Below are 25824 nucleotides of genomic sequence, written 5' to 3'. Positions count from 1 at the left end.
TGCCGTCGCGAAGCGGCTCAAATAACGTGCGGTTCATCGCGGTCAATCCGCAAAATTCATCGGATCGCAAGGTTCGCGACGAACCGATGGCACGGATCGGGCATTTTCAAGGCGTTGGCGTTACCAAAAGGTTACCGTGAGAGCGACGGATCAACGCGGGGTGACCGGGCCGATGGCCTCGGGCGCATTGGCGACCACCGCCAGCATGGCGGTCCAGGCGGCGACATTCTGGCGAAGGGCGGCCGGATCGACGCGGTCCAATACGTCATCGGGCGTATGGTGGGTATCGAAATAATCCCATCCCGACTGGTTCAGGTCGATCCCGGCGGTCCCGAGCTTGATCGTCGGGCCGATATCGGTGCCGTCACCGCCCAGGCCGCTGCCCCGCGTAATGCCCAGCGGTGCCAGTGCGGTCTGCAGCCGGTCCGCGACCGGCTTGGCGGTGGTGGGCAGGTTGACCTCGAACCGCCAGACCCGGTCCGCGCCGAAGTCGCTTTCCGAGGCCGTGGCATGGCGCTCACCAGCATGGGCCTTGGCATAGGCCTCGCCGCCCATGCCGCCGACCTCCTCGGCGCCGAACCAGACGACGCGGATGGTGCGACGCGGCTGCCCTGCATCCATGATCCGCTTGGCCGCCGCGGCAGTGATCGCGATCCCGCTGGCATCGTCGATCGCCCCCGTCCCCAGGTCCCAGCTGTCGAGATGGCCACCGACCAGCACGATGCCCGCCGACGGATCGCTGCCGGGCACCTCTGCAATCACGTTGCCTGATTCGCGAGTGCCGACCATGCGCGGGGTCAGGACCAGCTTCATGCGGACCGGCTGGCCTCGGCTGGCGATTCGCTCCAGTTGCTCGGCGTCAGGAACGGAAAGGGCGGCCGCCGGGATGGGCTTTACGCCTTCGGGGAATTTTGTCGTGCCGGTATGGGGGAAGCGATGATGGTCGGTGCCGATCGAACGGATGACGATCGCAACCGCGCCGCGCCTGGCCGCCAGCGCGGGGCCGGTGAAGCGCGCGGTGCCATAGGCGCCATAGCCCGATCCGTCCTGGGTCCTGGGCATGGCGTTGCCGATATAGACGATCTTGCCCCGGATCGCGTCCTCAGGCGCCGACTGGAACGCCGCCATGCTGGGGAAGACCGCGACCTCGCCCGTCAGACCGCCCGCCGGTGTCGCACCCGAATTGCCCAGCGCGGCCAGTGTCAGCTTCTGCGGGAAGGGGGCCAGGATTTCCGCGCTCTCCGCGCCGCGTTCCCACACCGGCATCCGATAGGGCTCGATCCGCACATTCTTGAAGCCCAGCGCCGTCAGCCTGGCGACCGACCATGCCCGGGCGCGTGCCTCGGCTTCGGTGCCCGCCAGCCGCTGGCCGACTTCGGTCGTCAGTCCCTCGACGATATCCCAGGCGACCGTATCGTTCAGCGCCGCATCGCGCAGCCGTTCGACCTCGGGTGCGACGGTGGCGGGCGGGGGCGGAGGGGTCCGCTGTGCCAAGGTGGGGGAGGACAGGGCGGAGGCGGTCAAGGCCGCGAGAAGAAAGCGCTTCATGGGCCGGAGTGTTACGCAGCCGGTCCCGTTTGCCAACCGCCCGCGCAACCACTACATGGGCGGGCAAATATCCCACAGTCGAAAAAGCACGGAGCTCCGCGCCGCCATGGCCGTCCAATATACCTATGTGATGAAGGGTCTGACCAAGACCTTCCCCGGCGCCAACAAGCCTGTCCTCAACAACATCCACCTTCAGTTCCTGCCGAGCGCGAAGATCGCGATCATCGGCCCGAACGGCGCGGGCAAGTCCACGCTGATGAAGGTGATGGCGGGCATGGACACCGACTTCACCGGTGAGGCCTGGGCCGCCGAGGGTGTCCGCGTCGGCTATCTGGCGCAGGAGCCGCAGCTCGATCCGTCGAAGGACGTGATGGGCAACGTCAAGGACGGCGTGCGCCCGATCGCCGACCTGGTCGATCGCTTCAACGCCATCTCGGCCGAGATGGGCGATCCGAAGGACGACACCGATTTCGACGCCCTGATGGAAGAGATGGGCGAGCTTCAGGCCAAGATCGATGCGGTCGACGGCTGGTCGCTCGACAGCCAGCTGGAACAGGCGATGGAAGCGCTGCGCTGCCCGCCGGGCGATGCCGATGTCACCCGCCTGTCGGGCGGTGAAAAGCGCCGCGTCGCGCTCTGCAAGCTGCTGCTCGAAAAGCCCGACATCCTGCTGCTCGACGAACCGACCAACCACCTCGACGCCGAGAGCGTGTCGTGGCTGGAAAACTATCTCAAGGAATATACCGGCAACGTCATTCTGGTCACCCACGACCGTTACTTCTTGGATAACGTCGTGAACTGGGTGCTCGAGCTGGATCGCGGCCGCTACTATACCTATGAATCCAACTATTCCGGCTATCTGGAAAAGAAGGCCAAGCGCCTGGAGCAGGAAGAGCGCGACGAGGCGGGCAAGCAGAAGGCGATCGCCGACGAGCTGGCCTGGATGCGTCAGACGCCAAAGGCCCGTCAGACCAAGTCGAAGGCGCGTATCCGCGCGTTCGAGGAACTGATGGAGAAGCAGGAGAACCGCGTCGCGGGCAAGGCACAGATCCTGATCCAGATCCCCGAGCGTCTGGGCGGCAAGGTGATCGAGGCCAAGGGCCTGACCAAGTCGTACGGCGACAAGCTGCTGTTCGAAGGTCTCGACTTCATGTTGCCGCCGGGCGGTATCGTCGGCGTGATCGGGCCGAACGGCGCGGGCAAGTCTACGTTGTTCAAGCTGATCACCGGCCAGGAACAGCCCGACGCGGGCACGATCGAGATCGGCTCGACCGTCAAGCTCGGCTATGTCGACCAGAGCCGCGACGAACTCGATCCCAACAAGAATGTCTGGCAGGAAATCTCCGACGAGTTGGAGGTCTTCCGCTTCGGCAAGCAGGAGCTGGGCACGCGCGCCTATGTCGGTGCGTTCAACTTCCGTGGCCCCGACCAGCAGAAGAAGGTCGGCCAGCTGTCGGGCGGTGAGCGCAACCGCGTCCACATGGCCAAGATGCTGAAGGAGGGCGGCAACGTCCTGCTGCTCGACGAACCGACCAACGACTTGGACGTGGAAACGCTGCGTGCGTTGGAAGAGGCGCTGGAGACGTTCGCGGGCTGCGCCGTGGTCATCAGCCACGATCGCTTCTTCCTCGACCGTCTCTGCACGCACATCCTGGCGTTCGAGGGCGACAGCCATGTCGAATGGTTCGAGGGCAATTACGAGTCGTATGAGGAGGACAAGCGTCGCCGCATGGGCGACGCCGCCGATCGCCCGACCCGTCTGGCCTATAAGAAGCTGACCCGCTGATCCCAAAGATTTCGGTTTCGGATGACGCCTTTCCCGAGCGATCGGGGAGGGCGTCGTCGTATCGGGGGCTGGCCCACGGCTTTAAACCGATGCGGCCAATTCCCATCTCGACCGTTATAACGACAGGGTAACAAAGGGCGCGGTTGGGAATGGCGGTAGTGGAGCAGGCGCAAGGCGAGGATCGTGAGATCGCCGGCGCAGGGCAGTTGCATTATCGGCTCCGCCAACAATCCGTCCTCGCCGCCTTCGGGATCGAGGCGCTGCGCGCCCGCGACCTGGACCCGATGCTCCAGCGGGCGACCGAGCTTTGTGCAGAGGGGATGCGATCTTCCTTCTGCAAGTTTCTGGAATACAAGGCGGACCAGGAAACGCTGCTGGTTCGCACGGGTGTCGGCTGGGGGCCGGGTGTCGTTGGCTCGACCGAGATGCGCACCGATATGGGCTCGCCCGCGGGCTTTGCGCTCCAGACGGGGCAGGGGGTCATCTCCAACCACCTCGACCAGGAAGAGCGGTTCCGGACGCCGCAGTTCATGGCCGACCACAAGATCCGCCGGGCGATCAACGTGCTGGTCGAGGCATCCGGCCAGCGTTACGGCGTATTAGAGGTCGACAGCCCGGACGAGGGCCGTTTCGAGGAGGCCGATCTCGCCTTCATGCAGGGTTTCGCCAATCTGATCGGCGTTGCCATCGAGCGGCAGGAGGCCGAGCGCCGTCTGGCCGAGGCGGTGGAGCATCAGCAGCTTCTGACCCGCGAAGCCAGCCACCGGGTCAAGAACAGCCTGGCGCTGGTGTCGGCCATGCTGAACCTCCAGAAGCAGGAGGATGACGATCCCCGTGTCCTCAGGATGCTGAACGATGCGCAGGCGCGGATCGCTGCCATCGCGCAGACCCATGACCGGCTGTGGCGCAGCGAGCGCGTCGGCATGGTGGCGCTCGACGATCTGGCCTGCGGTATCGCGGATCAGCTGGCCCAGCAGGCCAAGGATCATGAGGTGCATTGCGATATCGAGGCGATCGAGATGAATGCCGATACCGCGATCCCCATCGGATTGATGCTGACCGAGCTACTGACCAACGCGATCAAATATGCCTATGGCGAGGAAGGCGGCGTGATCGATGTATGCCTCCACGCGCGCGACGGGCAGATCGTCCTGTCGGTGCGCGACAAAGGCAAGGGCCTACCCGAGGATTTCGACATGAAGGTCGCTTCCCGCCACAGCCTGGGCATGCGGATGATCACCAGCCTGGCCCGGCAGTTGCGGGGTGAAGTGCGGTTCGACGATGCAGCGCCGGGCACCTGTGCGACGCTGACCATGCCCGATCCCAGGGACTGACTTGATCCCTCCCATACGGGGGGAATTTGATCGTTCACCGCACCCGCTTCACGAAGGTCCGGCCATCCTCTCGCCGCTCGGTCTGGAAATTGGGGACCGCCTCGATCAGGTCGGACAGCCGCTTGAAGCCGAAATTGCGCGTGTCGAAGCTCGACCGATTGCCCGCCAGCTGGCCCATAGCCGAAAGGCTGGCAAAGCCCCGCTCGTCGCGTTTCACCGAATTATAGGCGTCGACCAGCAGCTTAAGCAGTTCCTCGTCGATCGGGCGCGGGGTGCCCGCTGTGCGCTTCGCCTGCTCGATCGAGGGCGGCAGCGAGTCGGCCAGCGGAACATCGGCCGAAACCGGCTTGGCGCTGGCGGGGCGGGTCGCTTCGCCGATCAGCGCGCCGACATCGATGAAGCGGCTGCATGCCTGTTTGAATGCCTCGGGCGTACGGCTGTTGCCGAAGCCATAGACGGGAAAGCCGTCCTGCCGGATGCGCGTGGCCAGCGGCATGAAGTCGCTGTCCGACGACATGATGCCGAACCCGTCGATCCGGCCCCGGAACAGCAGGTCCATCGCATCGATGGTCATCTTCATATCGGTGGCGTTCTTGCCCTTGGTCAGGTCGAACTGCTGCTGCGGCTCGATCCCGTGCTTGACCATGACGTCGCGCCAGCCCTTCAGGCCGGGCTTCGACCAGTTGCCATAGGCGCGGCGGACATTGACCGTGCCCAGCTCGGCGAGAACCGTCAGGACGGGGTCGATGGCCGCCGACTGGGCATTGTCGGCATCGATGAGCAGCGCGATGTTGCGGGTCAGGGCGTTCATGGCGCCCTGACTATCAGAGCTGCGGATCAGCCGCCACGCCGCATCGCATCGACGCCGATCGAACCGCCACCCGCCGCCGCAAGATACAGGAAGGCGAAGCAATAGAGGATCGCCGCCTCACCACCATTGGCCAATGGCAGGAAACCCTGTGGTGCATGGGCCATGAAATAGGCGACCGCCATCTGGCCCGACAGCAGGAAGGCCACCGGTCGCGTGAACAGCCCGACGAACAGCAGTGCGCCACCGACCAGCTCCAACACGCCCGCCGCCGTCAGCAAGGGATTGAGCGGCATGGGGAAGGGGGGAAGCCCAAAGAATTTCGAGACGCCATGCGCCAGGAACATCAGGCCGAAGACGGCGCGGAACAGCGACAGAATCGGGGCGGAGAAACGGGTGGGGACGGGCATGGCCGATACTCATTCACGAAGGACCGCGAGGATCGCCGTCCGTTGAGCATATTTTGCCGTTTGCCCAATCCGCAACAAGAACCGGATGCGAAACGAACCGTTGCTAATGCGGTTACGGATCGGGATAGGCGATGGCGATCACCTCATATTCGCGCTCGCCCGCGGGCAGCGTCACGCGCCGCAGATCGCCGATCGAGGCCCCCCGCAGCGCCCGGACGAGGGGGGCGTTCCAGCCCACGCGTCCCTGGCCCGCATCGGCCTCGTCATCGCCGATCAGCGTCAGGACGCGCTCATTGTCATCCTCGTCCGCGATGGTGACGGTCGCGCCGAACCACACCTTGCTGCGATCCTCCTGCCGGGCCGGATCGACGACCTTGGCCGCCTTCATCCGCTTGGACAGCCAACCCAGCCGCCGGTCGATCTCGCGCAGGCGCTTGCGGCCATAGATATAGTCGCCATTCTCGGAACGATCGCCATTGCCCGCCGCCCAGGCGATCGTGTCGACCAGCTTGGGGCGCTCGACCGCGAACAGCGCCTCATATTCCTGACGCAGCGCGGCATAGCCCGCCGGGGTGATATAGTTGGGACGATCCATCGTCCCCCTCTATTCCCTATGCCGCCGCGATCAACCCGGCCGCGACGACTTGCCCAGATACCAGCTGAGCGGCGTCGGCCCCCGGCTGGTCGCGCGGGCGGGGTTCATCAGGTCGTAGACCACCGCATTCTCCAGCACCCGCTGCACATAGTTGCGGGTCTCGGAATAGGGGATAGCCTCGATCCAATCCACGATGTCGACAGTGCCGGTGCGCGGATCGCCATTGGCGCGCAACCACTTGTTCACATTGCTGCCTCCCGCATTATAGGCCGCGATCGCAAGCGGATAGCTGCCGTAATTGTTGCGGATTCTCTCGAAGTAACTGGCGCCCAGCTGGATCGACAGGTTCGGATCGGTGGTCAGTGCGGCGGGTGAGTAGGACAGGCCGATCTTGCCCGACTGCTCGGCGGCGGTGGCGGGCATCAGCTGCATCAGGCCACGCGCGCCCGCATGGCTGACGGCGGCACGGTCGAACTGGCTTTCCTGCCGCGCAATGGCATGGATGATCGTCCAGCTCTGCTCATAGCCGGTCGGGACCGGGATGGTCGGGAAGCCAGCCGCCGAATAATCGGTCAGCCCGTTCTGCATCGCGCTGCGCCCGACCATGACGGCCAGATCGGGGCGATTGATGCTCCGCGAGAGATCGGCGGCGAGGAGATGGTCGTTCTCGTCCTCCGCATCGGCCGCGATCTGGCGAATGAAGGCACTCTGGTCCTGCCATTGGCCGATCATGCCCAGGAACTTGGCGGCGCGCACGGTTTCGCGCGCATCGAAGGCGGCGCGCACGGCAGGCGCGACATTGGTCGCGGCGATCGCAGGCGGCGCGACGAGCGGGCGGCCGGTCCGCTCCAGCGCGAGCTGACCATAGAATTGATCGCGATACTGCGCAGCCCGGCCGTAGAAACCTGCCGCCTCGGTCGACCGACCCGCCGCCTCGGCCGCGCGACCTGCCCAGTAGAAGCCCTTGGCGCGGGTCTGCGGCGACTGGCTGCCCCGGCCGTACCGGTCGAACAGCGTCATCGCATCGGCGGGGCGTGCCAGCTTCATCGCGCTCTGCCCGGCCAGCCAGACCAGGCTCGTATAATCGTCGCGCTCGCCATAAGGCTTGGTCGAGACGTCGGTGCCCGCCGGATAGGCGTCGTCGACCTGCCGTGCGATGTCATAGGCGGTCTGCAACTGGCCGTCGGCCGCTGCCGCCCGCGCGTTGACCAGCAACGCCTCGTAGAATTTTTCGACATTGCCGGGTCGCGTCGCGAGTTGCCGCGTCCGGGCGAGCCAGGACCGCGCGGTCAGGCTATCACCGGTGTCGCGCAACCAACTGGCGCGGTCGGCGACATAGCCCGCATCATTGGCATAGATTTCCGCCGTCGACGCAGACAGGCTGGCGGCATCCGCCGATTTCGAGCGGAAGGCCAGCCGCGCGGCGAAGATCGGACGCCGCGCCACGCTGGTATAATTCAGCTGTCGCGCCGCCGCACTTGTCTGCCCCGACCAGAGCAGCGCATCCATCCGTGCATCCTGGTCCTCCGGCGTCAGTGCGGAGGCGAAGGTCGACATGACCAGCGCTTCGTCATTCGGCGACAGCGCGCCGCGCCGCCAAGCCGTTCGCGCGGCCTGCGCCGCGTCCGCCGGTGCGCCGGTCGCCAGCAGGGCACGGGCATAGGCCACGCCGCCCGCCGCCGACTGGGGTGGGAAGCGACGGAAATAGGCGACGATGCTCGACGGTGCGGCGGTGAAGTTCGCCGCCTGCTTTTCGGCCGCGCGGCGATTGCCCGCTTCGCCGGGCCAGCCGGGATGCGCCATCAGGAACCCGGCATAGCTGTCGAACGGCAGCGAATCGGTCTGTTGCAGCGCGCGCCACTGGGCCAGCGCCGCTGCGATTGCCCCGTCGGCGGGGGCGGGCATCCCCTGCGTCGACTGGTTGGGGCTCATATTCGCCATTTGCGTGCGATACCGATCGAGCTGGTCCTGCCCGCCCGGCGTGATCATCGATCCAGCCAATGTCGCGAGGAGCGCCCCCGCCTTCGTCAATGCCATCATGGTGGACAGAATAGGGACTCTACCCGTACATGTCCTGAACAAATTGTCCCACTCGGCGCAGCAGGAGCGCATTTCCTCTCATGTTTTCAGGGTCCATTCCGGCGCTTGTGACGCCGTTCGACGATCAGGGCGGTCATGTCGGCGGAGCGTTCGACGAGGCGAAATTTCGGGATTTCGTCGAATGGCAGATTTCCGAGGGCTCGACGGCGCTGGTCGCCTGCGGCACGACGGGCGAAGCGGCGACGATGCCCAAGGACGAGCATTTCCATGTCGTGCGCGTCTGCGTCGACCAGGCGCGCGGCCGGGTGCCGGTGATCGCGGGCGCAGGCTCGAACGACACGATCGTCGCGATCGAAAATCTGAAGGCCGCGCAGGAAGCGGGTGCCGACGCCGCGCTGATGGTGCCGCCCTATTACAACCGGCCGAGCCAGGAGGGTATCGCGCTCCACTTCGCCGAACTGGCGAAGAATGCGCCGCTGCCCATCGTCCTCTATAACGTGCCCGGGCGCACCGTCACCGACATCCAGCCCGCGACGCTGATCCGCGTCGTCAAGGCGGCGCCGCAAGTCTTCGTCGGCGTGAAGGACGCCAGCGGGGCGCTTGCGCGCGTGTCGCATCATCGCGGTGCGCTGGGCGCCGATTTCTGTCAGCTGTCGGGGAATGACGACCTGGCGCTCGCCTTCAACGCGATGGGCGGAGTGGGCTGCATCTCGGTGACGGCCAATGTCGCCCCGCGCCTGTGCGCCGAGTTCCAGGCGGCTTGTGCGGCCGGGGACATGGCGCGTGCATTGGAACTGCACGACCGGCTGTTCCCGCTGCACGAGGCGATGTTCACCGACGCCTCGCCGGGTCCGGTCAAATACGCGCTCAGCCGCATCATGCCGCACTTCCCGCAAGGCGTGCGCCTGCCCATGACCTGGCCGTCCGAGGCCTCGCGCGCGCAGGTCGATGCGGCGCTGGCCCATGCCGGATTGATCTGACCCCAACGTTCTTTTGCGGGCCTTCCTTCGGCCGCAATCCGGGCCGACCATCGGTGTGATCAATGGGCGGCATGGGGAGAGTCGGCCGATGTGGACGCTGGTGATGATCGCTTTGCAGGCGGGTGCCGTGGCCGGACCCGTCCTGCCCATGCCGCGCAAGCCGTCGACGGCGCGGCGTTGTCCGCCCGGCGATACGGGCGACGATGTGGTCGTCTGCGGTCGGTCATCCGATGCAGACCGGATCGGCACCATTCCCAATTATTCCCAACCCATGACCCTGCCCAAGGCGCGCACGGCAATAGCGGGCGTCGGCACGGTTTCCGCGGAGGCCGAGCAGGTCGATGTCGGCGGCATGCCGAGCAAGCGGGTCATGATCCGGCTGACCATCCCGCTGGGCGGCCGCCGCAAGCCCTGAACGCCCCGTTCCAGAAACGGGATGATGCGGTCATCAGCGGCTTTTCATGACGGCATTCAGCGCCTACATCGGCCCGTCCATGCGCCCGAAACCCCAAACGTTCGACAAGAAGAAGATCGTCGCCGAGAACCGGCGCGCCCGCTTCGATTATGCCATCGAGACGACCTACGAGGCCGGTATCGCCCTGACCGGGACCGAGGTGAAGTCGCTTCGCTTCGGCGAGGGCTCGATTGCGGAATCCTATGCCGAGGTGCGCGGCGAAGAGGTGTGGCTGGTCAATTCGAACGTGCCCGAATTCAGCCATGGCAACCGCTTCAATCACGAAGCCAAGCGCCCTCGTAAATTGCTCCTTCATGAGCGCGAAATAAACAAGCTCCACGGTGCGGTGGCGCGCGAGGGCATGACCCTGGTGCCACTGATGATCTATTTCAATTCGCGCGGCCGCGCGAAGGTGGAGCTGGCATTGGCGAAGGGCAAGAAGGCGCACGACAAGCGCGATTCGATCAAGGAACGCGATTGGAAGCGTGAGCAGGGCCGTATCCTGCGCGATCGCGGCTGATGGCCTCGGCCGTGCCCACCCTGTGGGGCCGTTCCCTGGCCTGGGTCCGGCGCAACATGCCGACCCGCGATTCGATGGAAAACAACCGGCTGCTCCGGCCGGTCGCCCACCGTGTCCTGGCGCCGGAACTGTGGCGCTTCACCCGGCGGTCGGTGCCGCGTGGCGTCGCGCTGGGCGTGGTCGCGGGGTTCCTGTTCCCGGTCGCGCAGATCGCGATCGCAGCGGTCTTCGCGCTGCCCTTCCGCGCCAATGTGCCGGTCGCGGCGCTGACGACCTTCATCACCAATCCGCTGACCACGCCGATCATCTGGGTCATCGCCTATCGCATCGGCACCTTCCTCTTGCGCAGCGAAACGCCGATCAACACCCAGCCGGTCGCCGAAGCCGCGACCGGTTGGCTGCAATGGGCGTTGAGCGCGTTTCACTGGCTGTGGGAGCAGGGGCCTGCCTTCGGCCTGGGCCTGTGCGTGCTGACCGGCGGATGCGCGGTGATCGGCTATGCCGCCTCGGCACTCGGATGGCGCGTGTGGATCGCGCGCAAATGGCGCAACCGACGGAAAAGCGTGGCAATCTGATAGCGGTATCGCGGTTTGACGTGACTTTCTAACGGTTTGACTGGGCGTATCGGCTCGCTACAACAGCGGCATCCATCTCCTTTTCGGGAATTCAGATGCGCTCTCTGCTGATCGCCGCTCTTCTTACGACCGCCATTTCCCCCGTCATGGCCCAGACGGCGAACCCTGTCGACAAGGCCGCCGTGGGCCCCGTGAAGCCCAATGCCAAGAACGGCCCCGAGATCGGCGATTTCGGTTTCGACATGGCGGGCCGCGATACGGCGGTGAAGCCGGGCGACGACTTTTTCGATTATTCGAACGGCACCTGGTACAAGGGCACGACGATCCCCGCCGATCGCTCGTCCTACGGCATGTTCCACGTCCTGCAGGACCGTTCGCTGGAGCAGACGCGCACCATCCTGGACGAGGCGACCAAGCAGCCGGGCAACAAGGCGGGCGACTTCTATGCCAGCTTCATGGACGAGGCCGCCGTCAATGCGAAGGGTGCGACCCCGGTCAAGCCGTGGCTGAGCGCCATCAAGGCGGCCAAGAGCCGCGACGCGCTGGCCGTCGAGATGGCCAAGCTCCAGCGTCAGGGCGTTGGTGCGCCCTTCGGCGTCTATATCGGCCAGGACGACAAGGCGCCCGACACCTATATCCCGAACTTCGGCCAGAGCGGCCTGGGCCTGCCCGACCGCGACTATTATCTGAAGGACGACGCCAAGCTGGCGACGATCCGGACCGCCTATCAGGCCTATCTCGCCAAGATGCTGACGCTGGCGGGCGAGCCCAATGCCGAGGCGCGCGCGGCGGCCGTGTTCAACTTCGAAAAGGGGCTGGCGGGCGTTCACTGGACCCGCATCGAGAGCCGTGACGCGGACAAGACCTACAACAAGTGGATGGCGGCGGATTTCGCCACCAAGGCGCCGGGCTTCCCCTGGGCGCAATATATGCAGACGCTGGGCGTCTCGGGCCGTCCCGCCTATCTGGTCGCGCAGCCCAGCGCGATCACCGGCGAGGCCAAGCTGTACAGCGAAGCGCCGCTGAACGTCCTCCAGGACTATGCGATGCTGAAGGTCCTGCGCAGCTATGCCGGTTATCTGTCGAGCGATTTCGACAAGACCAACTTCGCCTTTTACGGCACCACCCTGTCGGGCACGCCCGAGCAGCAGGCGCGGTGGAAGCGCGGCGTCGGCCTCGTCTCCAACGGCCTGGGCGAGGAAGTCGGCAAGCAGTATGTCGCCAAGTATTTCCCGCCGGAGTCGAAGGCCGCCGCCGACGCGCTGGTCAAGAACCTGATCTCGGCGATGGGCGACCGGCTGCGCAATTTGGAATGGATGGCGCCCGAAACCAAGCAGAAGGCGCTGGCCAAGCTCGCCGCCTTCACACCCAAGATCGGTTATCCCGACAAGTGGAAGGATTATTCCGCGCTGCAGATCCAGCGCGGCGATCTGGTCGGCAATGTCGCGCGCGCCAATGCCTTCGAGTTCCAGCGGGACCTAAACAAGCTGGGCCAGCCGATCGATCGCGGCGAATGGTTCATGACGCCGATGACGATCAACGCCTATGCCAACCCGCCGATGAACGAGATCGTATTCCCGGCGGCGATCCTCCAGCCGCCCTTCTTCGATCCGAAGGCCGATCCGGCGGTGAACTATGGCGGCATCGGCGCGGTGATCGGGCACGAGATCAGCCACCACTTTGACGATCAGGGCCGCAAGTACGACGCGACCGGCAAGCTGACCGACTGGTGGACGCCGCAGGACGTGGCGCGGTTCAAGACCTTCACCGACGCGTTGGTGAAGCAATATGATGCCTATGAGCCGCTGCCCGGCCAGCATATCCAGGGCGGCCTGACGCTGGGCGAGAATATCGCCGATCTGGCGGGCCTGACCGTCGCGCTCGACGCCTATCACAAGTCGCTGGGCGGCAAGGCCGCGCCGGTGATCGACGGCACGACCGGCGACCAGCGTTTCTATTATGGTTGGGCGCAGGTGTGGCGGACCAAGTGGCGCGAACCGGCACTGCGTCAGGCGCTGCTGTCCGACCCGCACTCGCCGGGTCATGAGCGGGTGCTGACCGTGCGCAACCTCGATCCCTGGTATGCGGCGTTCGGCGTCAAGCCGACGGACAAGATGGCGCTGACGCCCGAGCAGCGCGTCCGCATCTGGTAATCGACTGAATGACAGGCCCTCCGGCACCGACCGGAGGGCCTTTTTTGCGTTTTGGAGAGAATGATGAAGAGCTTGGCCATCGCCGCGCTGCTTGGCGCGACTGCGATCACGGGGACCGTGGCGCTGAACGCGCAAGACCGTCCCGCCGCTGCCAACGGCCCAACCTATGGGCGGTTCGGCTTTGACGAAAAGGGCATGGACAAGTCCGTCCGCCCCGGTGACGACTTCTATGCCTTTGCCAATGGCGAATGGGCGAAGACCACGGCCATCCCTGCCGACAAGTCCAGCTATGGCGCGTTCGACAAACTGGCCGACCTGTCGCGGGAGCGGACCCACGCCATCCTGGAACAGGCCAAGGGGCAGCGGAACCAGATCGGCACCGCCTATGCCACCTATCTCGACACCGCCGCGATCGAGGCGAAGGGACTGGCACCGATCCAGCCCTGGCTGAACCGGATCAAGGGGCTGACCGACAAATCGGGCTATGCCACCCTGCTGGCCGAGGCGGATCGCAACGGCGTCGGCATCCCCTTCGGCTCGGGCGTCGGGCAGGATGCGCGCCAGCCCAATCTCTACACCGTCGGCCTGCGCCAGGCCGGTCTGGGAATGCCGGACCGCGATTATTACCTCAGCGACGATCCGAAGATCGCCGCCCAGCGCGCGGCCTATCAGGCGCATTTGTCCAAGATGCTGACCATGGCGGGCGAACCAGATGCCGAGGCACGGGCCCAGGCGGTCGTCGCCTTCGAGACGGAGATCGCCAAGGTGCACTGGACCCGGGTCGACAGTCGCGACCGGACCAAGACCTACAACAAGATGACCGTGGCCGATCTGGCGAAGAGCGCGCCGGGCTTCGACTTCGCGACCTATCTGAAGGGCGTGGGCACGCCGGTCGATACGCTGGTCGTCGCCCAGCCGACGGCGGTGACGGGTATCGCCGCGCTGATCCAGTCGACGCCGATCGCGGTGCTGAAGGACCAGCTGCTGCTCCGCTCGCTCGACGAGTTCGCCGATGTCCTGCCCGCCCAGTTCGACCGCGAGCAGTTCGCCTTTTACGGCACCGTCCTGTCGGGCACCCCGCAGCAGCAGGAGCGCTGGAAGCGGGCGGTCGACTTCACCAGCAGCGCGCTCGGCGATGAGGTGAGCAAGGTCTATGTCGCGCGCTACTTCCCGCCCGCCACCAAGCTGGCCGCCGATGCGCTGGTGAAGAACGTCCTGGCCGCGATGGGCAAGCGGATCGACCAGCTCGACTGGATGGCCCCGGAAACCAAGGCGAAGGCCCATGCCAAGCTGGCCGCCTTCACCCCCAAGATCGGTTATCCCGATCGCTGGAAGGATTATTCGGGCCTGAAGATCGTCAGCGGCGACGCCTTCGGCAATGCATTGCGCGCGGCCCAGTGGCGGCACGAGGACAATATCGGCCATCTCGGCAAGCCGATCCAGCGTTGGGAATGGGGTATGACCCCGATGACGGTGAACGCCTATGCCAATTTCGGCATGGTGGAGATCGTCTTCCCCGCCGCGATCCTGCAACCGCCCTTCTTCGATCCGAAGGCCGATCCGGCGGTCAATTACGGTGGTATCGGCGCGGTGATCGGCCACGAACTCAGCCATCATTTCGACGATCAGGGATCGAAGTTCGACGCGCACGGCCAGCTGACCGACTGGTGGACGGCCAAGGACGTCGCGGCGTTCAAGGAACGCACCGGCGCTCTGGTGAAGCAATATGACGCCTATGAGCCGCTGCCCGGCCTGCATGTGAAGGGGGCGCTGACGCTGGGCGAGAATGTCGCCGATCTGGCGGGCCTGTCGGTTGCCTATGATGCCTATCACGCCTCGCTGAAGGGCAAGGCGGCGCCGGTGATCGACGGCTTTACGGGCGATCAGCGCTTCTATCTGGGCTGGGCGCAGGTCTGGCGGCGCAATTACCGGGAGGCGAACCTTCGCAACCGCTTGCTGACCGATCCGCACTCGCCGTCGCAGCAGCGCGCCTGGGTCGTGCGCAATCTCGATCCCTGGTATGCGGCCTACAGCCCCAAGCCGGACGAGAAGCTGTATCTGACGCCGGAACAGCGCGTGCGGATCTGGTAATCAGCGTCCACTTCCCGGCATGGACCGTCCGTCCGAGGGATCGGGCTTGACCATGCCGGGTTGCCGGATGATGGGTTAGCGATGGCGATCGCGTCCCTCGAAAGATTTCACCCCACCCGCGTCGCGGCCGCCGTATCGGTTGCGAGCGGAGCGGGCGCGGCCGCCCTGTTGTTCGTGGCGATCCGCAGCTGGGTCGTCGCGGCGGGGTTTCTGGCGGCCGCGCTGCTGGCCTTTGGGGTCATCCTGGTCTGGCGCATCCTGACGCCGAAGGTCGAGCATAGCCGACGCAGCGTCGACTGGGATTTTGCCCGCGTCGTGGCGGATGCCAGCCTGGACGCGATTGCCGTCACCGACCGGGCGGGGCGGCTGGTCTGCGCCAATGACGCCTATGCCTCGCTCTTCCCAACCATGCCGACCCCGCCGGGCGTGCCGCTCGACGCGGCGTCGGTGGAAACGCTGGCGGAGGCGGGGCGGACCGCCTGGCGCGACGGGCTGGGCCGGGCGGACCGGATCGCGGTGATGGGCACCGAATTGTCGGTGCTGGTCACGCGCGCCGGTGACGAGGCCGATTTGCTGGTCTGGCGCTTCGCCATCGCCGAGGAACAGGACCTGGCCGAGACGGTCGAGCGGCTGATCGGCGGCATCCATGGCGACCGACTGGGGACCGCAGGCATCATGGCCGCCCTGATCGCGCCCGACGGCCGGGTGCGGGCCGCCAACCGCGTGCTGTGCGCGCGGGCGATGGGCGGCGAGATGATCTCGATCGTCGGCCGCGACTTCGCGACCTTCCTGGCGCATGATCCGGGCGGCCAGGTCCGCTTCGCCGCCGAACTGGCGAAGGGCGAAGGCAAGCCGCTGCGCATCCTGCAAATTCCCTTTGTCGAGGGGGAGGCCGCGCCGATGCTGGTCGCGCTGCTCGACGAGGATGAGCAACTGGTCGCCCCGGCAGGTACGAGCGCGGGCAGCCATGTCCGTGGCCTCGTCTCGCTGATGCCCTTCGGGATCGCGCTGGTCGACCGCGACGGGCGCTTCATCCAGATGAACTCCGCCTTCATGCGCGCCGCCGGGGTCAACGGCACCGCGCCGCCGCTCTATCCGGGCGATCTGGTGGTGCGCGAGGACAAGGCGGCGGTGGCGGACGCGATCCGGCGTTTCGCCAGCGGGGCGACGCATTCTGCCGACATGGCGGTGCGGTTGAAGGATCATCCCGAAGAGCCGGTCGCGCTGACCATCGCGGGCGCGCGCGGGCTGGGCGAGGCGGCGGTACTGCTGAGCCTGAAGGACAATTCGGAGGAAAGCCGCCTGAAGCGCGAAGTCGCGCAGGCGACCAAGATGCAGGCGGTCGGCCAGCTCGCGGGCGGCGTCGCGCACGATTTCAACAATATCCTCACCGCGATCATCGGGCATTGCGACCTGATGCTGATGCGTCACTCGCCCGGCGACAGCGACTATGACGATATCCAGCAGATCCGCACCAACTCCAACCGCGCCGCCAGCCTGACCCGCCAATTGCTCGCCTTCTCGCGCCAGCAGACGCTGCGGCCGCAGATCCTGCAACTGCCCGACGTCGTGTCGGAGGTGTCGAACCTGCTCAAGCGGCTGCTCGGTGAACGGGTGCGGCTGGATGTCAGCCATGGCCGCAATCTGGGCCCAGTCCGCGCCGATCCGGGGCAGTTGGAGCAGGTGGTCGTCAACCTCGCGGTCAACGCCCGCGACGCGATCCTGGAGAATGAACCGGCTGGCGGCGGCATCCTGACCATCCAGACGCGCGCCGTGTCGATGGCCGATGCGCGTGCGCTCAACAACGATATCCTGCCCGCCGCCGATTACACCGCCCTCATCATGAGCGACAACGGGACCGGCATTCCGCCCGAAATCCTCGGCAAGATCTTCGAGCCCTTCTTCACCACCAAGGAACTGGGCAAGGGTACCGGCCTGGGCCTGTCGACCGTCTACGGCATCATCAAGCAATCGGGCGGCTATATCTTTGCCGATTCGCCGCCGGGCGGCGGAGCGAAATTCTCCATCTACCTGCCGGTCCATGCCGCCCCGGCCGTCTCGCCGACCAAGGCAAGTCCGGCCAAGCCACCGGCCAAGGTCACGACCCCTTGGGGCTCGGGCACGATCCTGCTGGTCGAGGACGAGGATATGGTCCGCGCCGTCGCCGAACGCGCGCTGTCGCGACAGGGCTATACCGTCATCGCCGCCGAGAATGGCGAGGCGGCGCTGGAGATGCTCGACAAGCATGGCAAGCCCGACCTGCTGATCTCCGACGTGGTCATGCCCACCATGGACGGGCCGACGATGGTCGGTCTGGTCCGCAAACGCTATCCCGACCTCGCCGTGCTGTTCATGTCGGGCTATGCCGAGGAACAGCTGCGCAAGTCGATCACGCTGCCCAATGTCGGTTTTCTTCCCAAGCCCTTCTCGGTCCAGCAATTGGCCGAGGCGACGCAGGCGGCACTGACGCAAGATGGCGGGCAGGGGCCGGATCGCAACTAGCGGCTGGCGCGGGGCGCAAAGCATGTTATGGCGATGTTGATGACAGAGCCCGTGCAGATCCTCATCGTCGAGGACGAACCCCTGATCGCCATGATGCTCGAGGATTTCCTGGACGTCCTCGACAAACAGGTCGCGGGCACCGTGGACAGCGTCGACGACGCGCTTGCGCGGGTGGCGAAGGGCGGTATCGATGCCGCCATTCTCGACGTCAACCTGCGGGGCGGCCAGAAGAGCACCCCCGTCGCCGAAGCGTTGGCCGAGCGTGGCGTGCCGTTCGTCTTCGCCACCGGCGGCGCCGACGATGCGGTGGACGAGCGGTTCCGTGACCGTCCCCGTCTGCAAAAGCCGTTCACGATGGACGGCGTGGCGAAAGCATTGGGTTCGCTCTGACCCGCTGACGCCTGCAAAGGCCCGGGATTGCGGGCCCTTGCGAAATTTGCTTGCGTCTGGGGGCTGTCTGGCGACATAGGCCTGCGCCATGACACGCCAATTCGACAAGTCTCGCCTGCCGTCCCGCCACGTTTCCGTCGGCCCGGAGCGCGCACCCCATCGAAGCTATTATTATGCGATGGGCATCCAGGAAGAAGATATCGCCAAGCCCTTCGTCGCGCTGGCGAGTGCGGGCAACAACTCGGCCCCCTGCAACACCACGCTCGACGCGCAGGCCGATGCCGCGCAGGCGGGGGTCATTCGCGGTGGCGGCATGCCGCGCCGCTTCAACACCATCACCGTGACCGACGGCATCGCGATGGGCCATCAGGGCATGAAGTCCTCGCTGGTCAGCCGCGAGGTCATCGCCGATTCGGTCGAACTGTCGGTGCGCGGCCACTGCTATGACGCGCTGGTCGGCTTTGCAGGGTGCGACAAGTCGCTGCCCGGCATGATGATGTCGATGCTGCGCCTGAACGTGCCGTCGATCTTCGTCTATGGCGGCTCGATCCTGCCCGGCCGTCATCACGATCGCGACGTGACCGTGGTCGACGTGTTCGAGGCGGTCGGCCAGCATGCGGCGGGCAATTGCCCGCTCCACGACCTGATCGCGCTCGAAAAGGTGGCCTGTCCCGGTCACGGCGCGTGCGGGGGCCAGTTCACCGCCAACACCATGGCGTGCGTCGGCGAGGCGATCGGCCTGTCGCTGCCGAACAGCAACATGATGCCCGCGCCGTTCCTCGACCGCCACGGCATCGCCGAGGCGGCGGGCGAGCAGGTGATGGAGCTGATCGCGCGCAACATCCGTCCGCGCGACATCTGCACCCGCGAAGCATTCGAGAATGCCGCGCGCGTCGTGGCGGCAACCGGCGGTTCGACCAATGCCGGGCTTCATCTGCCCGCGATGGCGAACGAAGCCGGGATCGACTTCGACCTGTTCGACGTGGCCGAGATCTTCAAGACGACGCCCTATATCGCCGATCTGAAGCCCGGTGGCCGCTATGTCGCCAAGGACATGTATGAGGCGGGCGGCGTCTATATGCTCATGAAGACGCTGCTGGCGGGCGGGTTCCTGCACGGCGACTGCATCACCGTGACCGGCAAGACGCTGGCCGAGAATATCGACGAGGTCACCTGGAACCCCGACCAGAAGGTCATCTACGACGTGAAGACGCCGCTCAGCCCGACGGGCGGCGTGGTCGGCCTGCGCGGCTCGCTGGCGCCCGAGGGGGCGATCGTGAAGGTGGCGGGGATGAAGCGCCTTCAGTTCGAGGGCATCGCCAAGGTCTTCGACTGCGAGGAAGAGGCCTTCGCCGCCGTCGAGGCGCGCGCCATCACCGAGGGCACCGTCGTCGTCATTCGTTATGAGGGGCCTAAGGGTGGTCCGGGCATGCGCGAGATGCTGTCGACCACTGCCGCGCTCTATGGCCAGGGGCTGGGCGAGAAGGTCGCGCTGATCACCGATGGCCGTTTCTCGGGCGGTACGCGCGGCTTCTGCATCGGCCATGTCGGTCCCGAAGCGGCCGATGGCGGCCCGATCGCGCTGGTCGAGAATGGCGACTCGATCCGCATCGATGCCGAGGCGGGCACGATCGACCTGCTGGTCGAGCCCGGCGTGCTGGACGAGCGCCGGGCGCGCTGGACCCCGCGCGTGAACGATTATCAGGCCGGTGTGTTGTGGCGCTATGCCCAGAATGTCGGCCCCGCGCATCAGGGCGCGGTCACGCACCCCGGCGCGAAGTCCGAGCGCCATGTCTATGCGGATATCTGATCCGCGGTGGCTGGTCGGCGCCTTGGCACTGGCCGGCTGCTCGGGCGGACAGGAAGAGCGGCAGGCGGCGGCCCAGAACGGCCCCGCCGCCGAACAGAAACCCGGTCTGGCCATCGAATGCGCACTGGCGGGGGCGCAAGCCTTCGCCAGTGACTGCACGGTGGAGCAATCGGGTGCGGGGAATGCGGTCGTGCTGACCGTGCGGCATCCTGACGGCGGCTTTCGGCGGCTTCAGGTGACGCGTGACGGGCGCGGCGTAGAGGCAGCTGACGGCGCCCAGCCCGCATCGGTAACGGTCGCCGGGGACCGGACGATCGAGATCGCAGTCGGTGGCGACCGCTATCGCCTGCCTGCCACGGTGGGGACACGGTGATCCCGATCGATGGCCTGCCCGTCCTGACCGGGGCCGAGATGCATGCGGCCGAACAGGCGGCAATGGTCGGGGAGATGACCGAGGCGACCCTGATGGATCGCGCCGGTTCTGCCATTGCGCAGGCGGCGGCCCGGTTGGCCGCCGGGCGTGAGATACTGGTGCTATGCGGCCCGGGCAATAATGGCGGCGATGGCTATATCGCGGCTGCGGCGCTCAAGCGGCAGGGTTTGGCGGTACGGGTGGCTGCCCGCGACGCTCCGAGCAGTGCTGGGGCCTGCCGGGCGGCCGCAATTTGGGGCGGCGCGGTCGAAGCGCTGGATGGGGCGGAGCCTGCACCTGTCCTTGTCGATGCGATCTTCGGAACGGGTCTGTCGCGGCCTCCTTCCGACGAAATCCAGAATGTGCTGGCCCGACTTGCCGAGGCGGCATGGCTGCGCATCGCGGTCGACCTCCCGACCGGCGTGGCGACGGATAACGGCAAGGCGCTGGGCAAGGTGCCGCGCTTTGACGTCACGCTTGCGTTGGGGGCGGTGAAGCCGTCGCATCTCCTGCAACCCGCCGCCAGCCTCATGGGTCACGTTCGATTGCTGGATATCGGCGTTGCTACTCGTTCGCACGCCCGCACCCTGACACGCCCGCACCTGCCTGAGCCGGATGCGAACTCTCACAAATATAGCCGTGGCATGGTCGCCGTCGTCGCGGGCAGCATGTCGGGCGCTTCGGAACTGGCGGCGCTCGCAGCTTTGCGGGCGGGGGCGGGTTATGTGCTCCACCTCGCATCGGCCGGAATATCCGGCTCGGCTGCCCCGCACGCCGTCGTGCGCCGGAACTATGCGGCGGACGCCTTGGTCGAGGATCGGATCGGTGCGGTCGTGATCGGCCCCGGCCTCGGTCGGGACGCCGACGCCTCCGCACGGCTTGAGGCGGCGCTTTCCAGCGGACGGCCGCTGATCATTGACGGCGACGCCCTCCGACTGGTCGAGCTTGGGACGCTGGCCAAGCACAAAGCCCCCAAGATCCTCACCCCGCATGGCGGCGAATTCACCCACCTGTTCGGCGAAGTCACCGACGACAAGCTTGGCGCCACGCGCCGCGCCGCCCGGCAAAGCGGAGCGGTCGTCGTGCACAAGGGCGCTGATACCGTCATCGCCGCCCCCGATGGCCAAGCGATCCTCTGCCCGGTGGCCAGCCCCTGGCTGTCCACCGCAGGGACCGGCGACGTGCTGGCCGGAGCGATCGGTACAATGCTGGCGGCGGGGCTCGAACCGCTGGCAGCGGCGGAGGCGGGGGTATGGCTTCATGCCCAGGCCGCACGACGCTTGGGCAAGGCTTTCATCGCGGACGACTTGGCAGACGCGCTTTCCGCCGTCAGAGGCTGATCGCATGAGCGATACCATCATCCGCGTCGCCGCCCGGGGCGACGGCGTGACCGCGACCGGCCGCCACGCCGCCTTTGCCGCACCCGGCGACACCCTGTCGGCCGACGGCACCGTCATGCCCGGCCCGCATCACCAGACCCCGCCCTGCGGCCATTTCCCGCGCTGCGGCGGGTGCCAGCTCCAGCATCTGGACGACGAAAGCTATGCCGGGTTCGTCACCGACCGCATCGCCTCCGCGCTCGACGCGCAGGGCCTGACCGCGCCGCTGCGCCCCACGCATTGCTCGCCCTCTCACAGCCGCCGTCGCGCAACGCTCCATGCCGAGGCGAAGGGCGGGCGCGTGCTGATCGGCTTTTCGGAGGAAAAGAGCCACGCCATCGTCGACATGGCCGAATGCCATATCCTTCACCCCACGCTGTTCGCGCTGGTCGCCCCGCTTCGCGCTTTGCTCCAGCGGCTGGGGTTCAAGCGGCGCGGCGACGTGCATCTGGCGCTCGCCGATCAGGGGGCGGACATCCTGGTCACCAGCTTCTCGCCTGACGGATTGGAAGCGGCCGAGACGATCATCGCCTTCTGCCAGCGGCACGGCGTCGCGCGTTTCTCGGTCGATGACGGGCTGGGCGCGGAAACCCGCTGGGAGCCCGAGCCCGTGACGATCACCTTGGGCGGTGTCGGGGTTCCCCTGCCGCCCGGCGCCTTTCTACAGGCCACCGCCGATGGCGAGGCGGCTCTGGTCGCCGCCGTGCGCGAGGCGGTGGGCAATCCCCGCACCACTGCCGACCTGTTCGCCGGGCTCGGCACTTTCGCGCTGGCGCTGCCGGGCAAGGTCTATGCCGCCGAGGGCGCGCGCGATGCGATCCTGTCGCTGAAGGGCGCGGCGAATGGTGCAGGAAAGATGGTCTTTGCCGAACATCGGGACCTGTACCGCCGTCCGCTGACCAAGACGGAGTTGGACCGGTTCGACGCCATCGTGCTCGATCCGCCGCGTGCAGGCGCGCGGGATCAGGCCGATGCGCTGGCCAGCGCCGAGGTGCGCGCGGTCGCCTATGTCTCGTGCAATCCGTCCAGCTTCGCGCGCGATGCCAAGGCCATGGTCGACCAAGGATGGCAGCTCGACTGGGTGCAACCGGTGGGACAGTTCCGCTGGTCGACCCATGTCGAGCTGGCGGCCCGTTTCTCGCGTCAGCCTTCGTCCGGATAATCCGCCGCGACGAAGAACAGCCCGTCCGACGGCGCGTTCAGCCCCAGCTGCGCGCGGTCGCGGGCGTTCAGCGCCGCTTCGACATCGTCGGGTGACCAGCGGCCCATGCCGACCAGTGCGAGGCACCCGACCATCGACCGCACCTGGTGATGGAGGAAGGACCGCGCGGCGGCGCGGATGTACAGCCGTGTATCGACCCGCTCGACCGACAACAGGTCGAGCGTCCGCACCGGGCTGTCCGCCTGGCAATGAACCGAGCGGAAGGTCGTGAAGTCATGCCGCCCGACCAGCCGCGCGGCGGCGTCCGCCATGGCGGCTTCGTCGAGCGGCTGGGGCACCTGCCACGCCAATCCGGCTTCATGGGTCAGCGGCGCGCGGCGATTGACGATGCGATATTCATAGGATCGCCGGATGCACGAAAAGCGCGCATGCCAGTCGTCCGGCACCGTCACGCAATTCAGCACCGCGACCGGGTTCGGCCTGATCCGCGCGTTGATCGCCTCCATCAGGCGGAAGGGGGCGATGTCCTTGGCGATGTCCACATGCGCGCGCATCGCCATGCCGTGCACGCCCGCATCGGTCCGTCCGGCAGCATGAACCGCGGTGCGCTCACCGGTGACGGCATGGACGGCATCCTCCAGCGCCTGTTGAACGCTGGGGCCATGCGACTGGCGCTGCCAGCCCATGAAGGGCCGCCCGTCAAACTCGACCGTCAGCGCAAATCGCGTCAAAGCCGCGTCCCCGCCGGGATGGCAAAGCCGCGCAGCAGATCGTCGGCACTCGATACGCCACGCCCGGCCCGCTGAACACTTACCGGCCGGAGCGCGCCTTCCCCGCAGGCGATGGTCAGCCGGTCGTCCAGCACCTCGCCGGGGGCACCATGGCCGTCGACCGGCTCGGCCGACAGCAGCTTGATCCGCTCACCCTGATATTCGAACCACGCACCGGGGGCGGGGTGAAAGGCGCGGACCTGCCGATCGAGCTCGACCGCGCTCCTGGTGAAATCCAGCCGCGTCTCGGCCTTGTCGATCTTGGCGGCATAGGTGACACCCTCGGCAGGCTGGGGCCGCGCCGGGTAGCGTTCGGGGTCGGCCAGGACCTTGACCATCAGCTCGGCCCCCATTGCCGCGAGTTCCTCGGTCAAGTCACCCGTCGTCTTGCGTCCGATCGGCGTCGAGCCTTCCAGCCGGACCGGCCCGGTGTCGAGACCCGCCTCCATCTGCATGATGCCAACGCCCGTCACGACATCGCCCGCCAGGATCGCCCGCTGGATGGGGGCCGCACCACGCCAGCGCGGGAGCAGCGAGCCATGGACGTTCAGGCACCCCAGGCGCGGCGCGTCGAGGATCGCCTGCGGCAGGATCAGGCCATAGGCCGCGACCACCGCGACATCGGCCTCCAGCGCGGCAAACCGAGCCTGCTCCTCCGCCGAGCGCAGAGATACCGGGGTCATCACATTTATGCCCAGACCTTCCGCCGTCTGCTGCACCGGCGAGGGGGCCAGCTGTCGCCCGCGCCGCCCGCCGGGACGTGGCGGCTGGCTATAGCTCGCGACGACCTGATGCCCGGCCTCGACCAGCGCTTGCAGAACCGGGACGGCAAAGCCCGGCGTACCCATGAAGATGATCCGCATGGCAACGCCTCTCTGCGCTGGCGGGACGGCGCGCAACCCCCTATCTGTTCACCCATGGCATCCCCCGAGATCGAGGCGCTGACCCAGGCGCTGGCGCGTATTCCTGGCCTTGGCCCCCGGTCGGCCCGTCGTGCGGTCCTGCACCTGCTGAAAAAGCGGGAGGCGGCGCTGGTGCCGCTGCTGACCGCGCTGGGGGCGGTCGAGGAGCGGCTGGAGACCTGCTCGACCTGTGGCAATATCGACACCGCTAATCCCTGCGCGATCTGTGCCGACCCCAGGCGCGATGCGGGCGCATTGTGCGTGGTGGAGGAAGTCGCCGACCTCTGGGCCCTGGAGCGGTCGCGGCTGTTTCCGGGGCGCTTCCATGTGCTGGGCGGACGGCTCTCGGCGCTGGAGGGCGTGCGGCCCGAAGACCTGACCATCGACGCGCTGGTTCGCCGGATCGAGGGCGGTGGAGTGGACGAAGTCGTCCTCGCCATGAACGCCACGCTGGAGGGACAGACCACCGCCCATTACATCGCCGAGCGGATCGAGCGCTTTCCGGTCCGCGTGACCCAGCTTGCCCATGGCTTGCCGGTGGGTGGCGAACTGGACTATCTGGATGAAGGCACGCTGGCCCAGGCGCTGCGCGCCCGGCGGCCGGTGGTCTGATCCGCTGGCTTGACGGTTCGAGTCGCTGACCGTAGCGAAATCGTCATGGCCATTCTTCCGATCGTCGAAATTCCCGACCCCCGCCTGCGTCTCGTCTCCAAGCCTGTCGAGACGGTGGACGACACCGTCCGCCAGCTCGTGTCCGACATGATCGAGACGATGTACGACGCGCACGGCATCGGCCTCGCCGCGATCCAGGTCGGCGTAGACCAGCGCATTCTCGTCATCGACCTGCAGGAGGAAGAGGATGAGGAAGGCAAGCCGGTCAAGAATCCCAAGGCCTATATCAACCCGGAAGTCCTGTCGGTCAGCGACGAGCTGTCCACCTATAATGAGGGCTGCCTGTCGATCCCCGAGCAATATGCCGAGGTGAAGCGGCCTGCATCCTGCCGCGTGAAGTGGCTGGACGAAAAGGGCGAGGCGCATGAGGCGGAACTCGACGGACTGCTCGCGACCTGCATGCAGCATGAGATCGATCATCTGAACGGCGTTCTGTTCATCGATCATGTCAGCCGGTTGAAGCGCGACATGCTGATGCGCAAGCTGAACAAGATGCGCAAGGGCTGACCTTTCCCGGCTAGGCCGGTCGAA

General features: G+C 66.6%; 23 protein-coding genes. 16 read left to right on the top strand and 7 right to left on the bottom strand.

Going from position 1 to position 25824, the window contains the following annotated elements; translation table 11 throughout:
• Positions 1–150: 150 nt before the first annotated feature.
• Positions 151–1548, bottom strand: coding sequence for a M20/M25/M40 family metallo-hydrolase (locus ACWKSV_RS05450; protein WP_483666907.1), 1398 nt, complete (start codon positions 1546–1548; stop codon positions 151–153).
• 106 nt (positions 1549–1654) lie between these two features.
• Here ACWKSV_RS05450 and ettA point away from each other — a divergent pair, with 106 nt between their 5' ends.
• Both ettA and ACWKSV_RS05440 read left to right on the top strand, forming a co-directional pair.
• Positions 1655–3334 carry an energy-dependent translational throttle protein EttA gene (ettA, locus tag ACWKSV_RS05445; RefSeq protein ID WP_056434837.1) on the top strand — a complete coding sequence of 560 codons (1680 nt, stop codon included), beginning with the start codon at positions 1655–1657 and terminating at the stop codon, positions 3332–3334.
• A gap of 149 nt (positions 3335–3483) precedes the next feature.
• Positions 3484–4668, top strand: a complete 1185-nt coding sequence (locus ACWKSV_RS05440; protein ID WP_083706660.1) for a sensor histidine kinase — start codon at positions 3484–3486, stop codon at positions 4666–4668.
• A 34-nt stretch (positions 4669–4702) separates the two neighbouring features.
• On the opposite strand, the gene ACWKSV_RS05435 is transcribed toward ACWKSV_RS05440, so the two are convergent.
• The 4 genes from ACWKSV_RS05435 to ACWKSV_RS05420 all read right to left on the bottom strand — a co-directional run bounded on the left by ACWKSV_RS05435 (position 4703) and on the right by ACWKSV_RS05420 (position 8521).
• Positions 4703–5479: an NYN domain-containing protein gene (locus ACWKSV_RS05435; protein ID WP_076716427.1), complete on the bottom strand. Its 777-nt coding sequence runs from the start codon at positions 5477–5479 to the stop codon at positions 4703–4705.
• Between the two features lie 26 nt (positions 5480–5505).
• Entirely contained in the window at positions 5506–5886 is a 381-nt protein-coding gene (locus ACWKSV_RS05430) for a DoxX family protein (RefSeq protein WP_076716426.1), read from the bottom strand.
• A gap of 112 nt (positions 5887–5998) precedes the next feature.
• The gene (greB, locus tag ACWKSV_RS05425; protein WP_076716424.1) at positions 5999–6481 is read right to left on the bottom strand and encodes a transcription elongation factor GreB; all 483 of its coding nucleotides are present in this window, start codon (positions 6479–6481) and stop codon (positions 5999–6001) included.
• 30 nt (positions 6482–6511) lie between these two features.
• Positions 6512–8521, bottom strand: coding sequence for a lytic transglycosylase domain-containing protein (locus ACWKSV_RS05420; RefSeq protein ID WP_076716422.1), 2010 nt, complete (start codon positions 8519–8521; stop codon positions 6512–6514).
• Between the two features lie 80 nt (positions 8522–8601).
• Between ACWKSV_RS05420 and dapA the strand changes: the two genes are divergently transcribed.
• From dapA to ACWKSV_RS05360, 12 genes are all read left to right on the top strand, one after another.
• Positions 8602–9501 (top strand): 4-hydroxy-tetrahydrodipicolinate synthase, encoded by a 900-nt coding sequence (dapA, locus tag ACWKSV_RS05415; protein ID WP_076716421.1) that lies wholly within the window; start codon positions 8602–8604, stop codon positions 9499–9501.
• 88 nt (positions 9502–9589) lie between these two features.
• Positions 9590–9916, top strand: coding sequence for a hypothetical protein (locus ACWKSV_RS05410; RefSeq protein ID WP_076716419.1), 327 nt, complete (start codon positions 9590–9592; stop codon positions 9914–9916).
• Positions 9917–9995: 79 nt separating this feature from the next.
• The gene (smpB, locus tag ACWKSV_RS05405) at positions 9996–10475 is read left to right on the top strand and encodes an SsrA-binding protein SmpB (RefSeq protein ID WP_007403364.1); all 480 of its coding nucleotides are present in this window, start codon (positions 9996–9998) and stop codon (positions 10473–10475) included.
• Positions 10475–11050: a DUF2062 domain-containing protein gene (locus tag ACWKSV_RS05400; RefSeq protein ID WP_056434844.1), complete on the top strand. Its 576-nt coding sequence runs from the start codon at positions 10475–10477 to the stop codon at positions 11048–11050. Before smpB ends, ACWKSV_RS05400 begins: the two co-directional genes overlap by 1 nt.
• A gap of 95 nt (positions 11051–11145) precedes the next feature.
• Positions 11146–13203, top strand: coding sequence for a M13 family metallopeptidase (locus ACWKSV_RS05395; protein ID WP_076716417.1), 2058 nt, complete (start codon positions 11146–11148; stop codon positions 13201–13203).
• A 63-nt stretch (positions 13204–13266) separates the two neighbouring features.
• Positions 13267–15294: a M13 family metallopeptidase gene (locus ACWKSV_RS05390; RefSeq protein ID WP_076718186.1), complete on the top strand. Its 2028-nt coding sequence runs from the start codon at positions 13267–13269 to the stop codon at positions 15292–15294.
• 81 nt (positions 15295–15375) lie between these two features.
• A complete protein-coding gene (locus ACWKSV_RS05385; RefSeq protein WP_076716416.1) occupies positions 15376–17796 on the top strand; it encodes a hybrid sensor histidine kinase/response regulator in 2421 nt (806 codons plus the stop codon).
• Positions 17797–17835: 39 nt separating this feature from the next.
• Positions 17836–18186 carry a response regulator gene (locus ACWKSV_RS05380; protein ID WP_191864504.1) on the top strand — a complete coding sequence of 117 codons (351 nt, stop codon included), beginning with the start codon at positions 17836–17838 and terminating at the stop codon, positions 18184–18186.
• 88 nt (positions 18187–18274) lie between these two features.
• Positions 18275–19996, top strand: a complete 1722-nt coding sequence (gene ilvD / locus ACWKSV_RS05375) for a dihydroxy-acid dehydratase (RefSeq protein ID WP_076716414.1) — start codon at positions 18275–18277, stop codon at positions 19994–19996.
• Between the two features lie 22 nt (positions 19997–20018).
• Positions 20019–20369, top strand: a complete 351-nt coding sequence (locus ACWKSV_RS05370) for a hypothetical protein (protein ID WP_237243364.1) — start codon at positions 20019–20021, stop codon at positions 20367–20369.
• Positions 20366–21748: a bifunctional ADP-dependent NAD(P)H-hydrate dehydratase/NAD(P)H-hydrate epimerase gene (locus ACWKSV_RS05365; protein ID WP_076716411.1), complete on the top strand. Its 1383-nt coding sequence runs from the start codon at positions 20366–20368 to the stop codon at positions 21746–21748. The genes ACWKSV_RS05370 and ACWKSV_RS05365 overlap by 4 nt, the downstream gene beginning before the upstream one ends.
• Before the next feature lie 4 nt (positions 21749–21752).
• Positions 21753–22949, top strand: a complete 1197-nt coding sequence (locus ACWKSV_RS05360) for a class I SAM-dependent RNA methyltransferase (RefSeq protein ID WP_076716409.1) — start codon at positions 21753–21755, stop codon at positions 22947–22949.
• Here the strand turns inward: ACWKSV_RS05360 and truA are convergent.
• Together truA and fmt are read right to left on the bottom strand one after the other, a co-directional pair.
• Positions 22931–23680, bottom strand: a complete 750-nt coding sequence (truA, locus tag ACWKSV_RS05355) for a tRNA pseudouridine(38-40) synthase TruA (protein ID WP_056434852.1) — start codon at positions 23678–23680, stop codon at positions 22931–22933. The genes ACWKSV_RS05360 and truA overlap by 19 nt on opposite strands.
• Positions 23677–24582, bottom strand: coding sequence for a methionyl-tRNA formyltransferase (gene fmt / locus ACWKSV_RS05350; protein ID WP_076716408.1), 906 nt, complete (start codon positions 24580–24582; stop codon positions 23677–23679). Before fmt ends, truA begins: the two co-directional genes overlap by 4 nt.
• 54 nt (positions 24583–24636) lie before the next feature.
• Between fmt and recR the strand changes: the two genes are divergently transcribed.
• Entirely contained in the window at positions 24637–25233 is a 597-nt protein-coding gene (recR, locus tag ACWKSV_RS05345) for a recombination mediator RecR (protein ID WP_058744229.1), read from the top strand.
• Between the two features lie 45 nt (positions 25234–25278).
• On the top strand, positions 25279–25800 hold the full coding sequence (def, locus tag ACWKSV_RS05340; RefSeq protein WP_056434855.1) for a peptide deformylase: 522 nt from the start codon (positions 25279–25281) through the stop codon (positions 25798–25800).
• The last annotated feature ends 24 nt before the right edge of the window (positions 25801–25824 follow it).

It is taken from the genome of Sphingomonas sp. SphC10, from assembly GCF_057004845.1.
The sequence above is the reverse complement of the archived record's forward strand: the minus strand, read 5'-3'. Positions and strand labels throughout refer to the sequence as shown.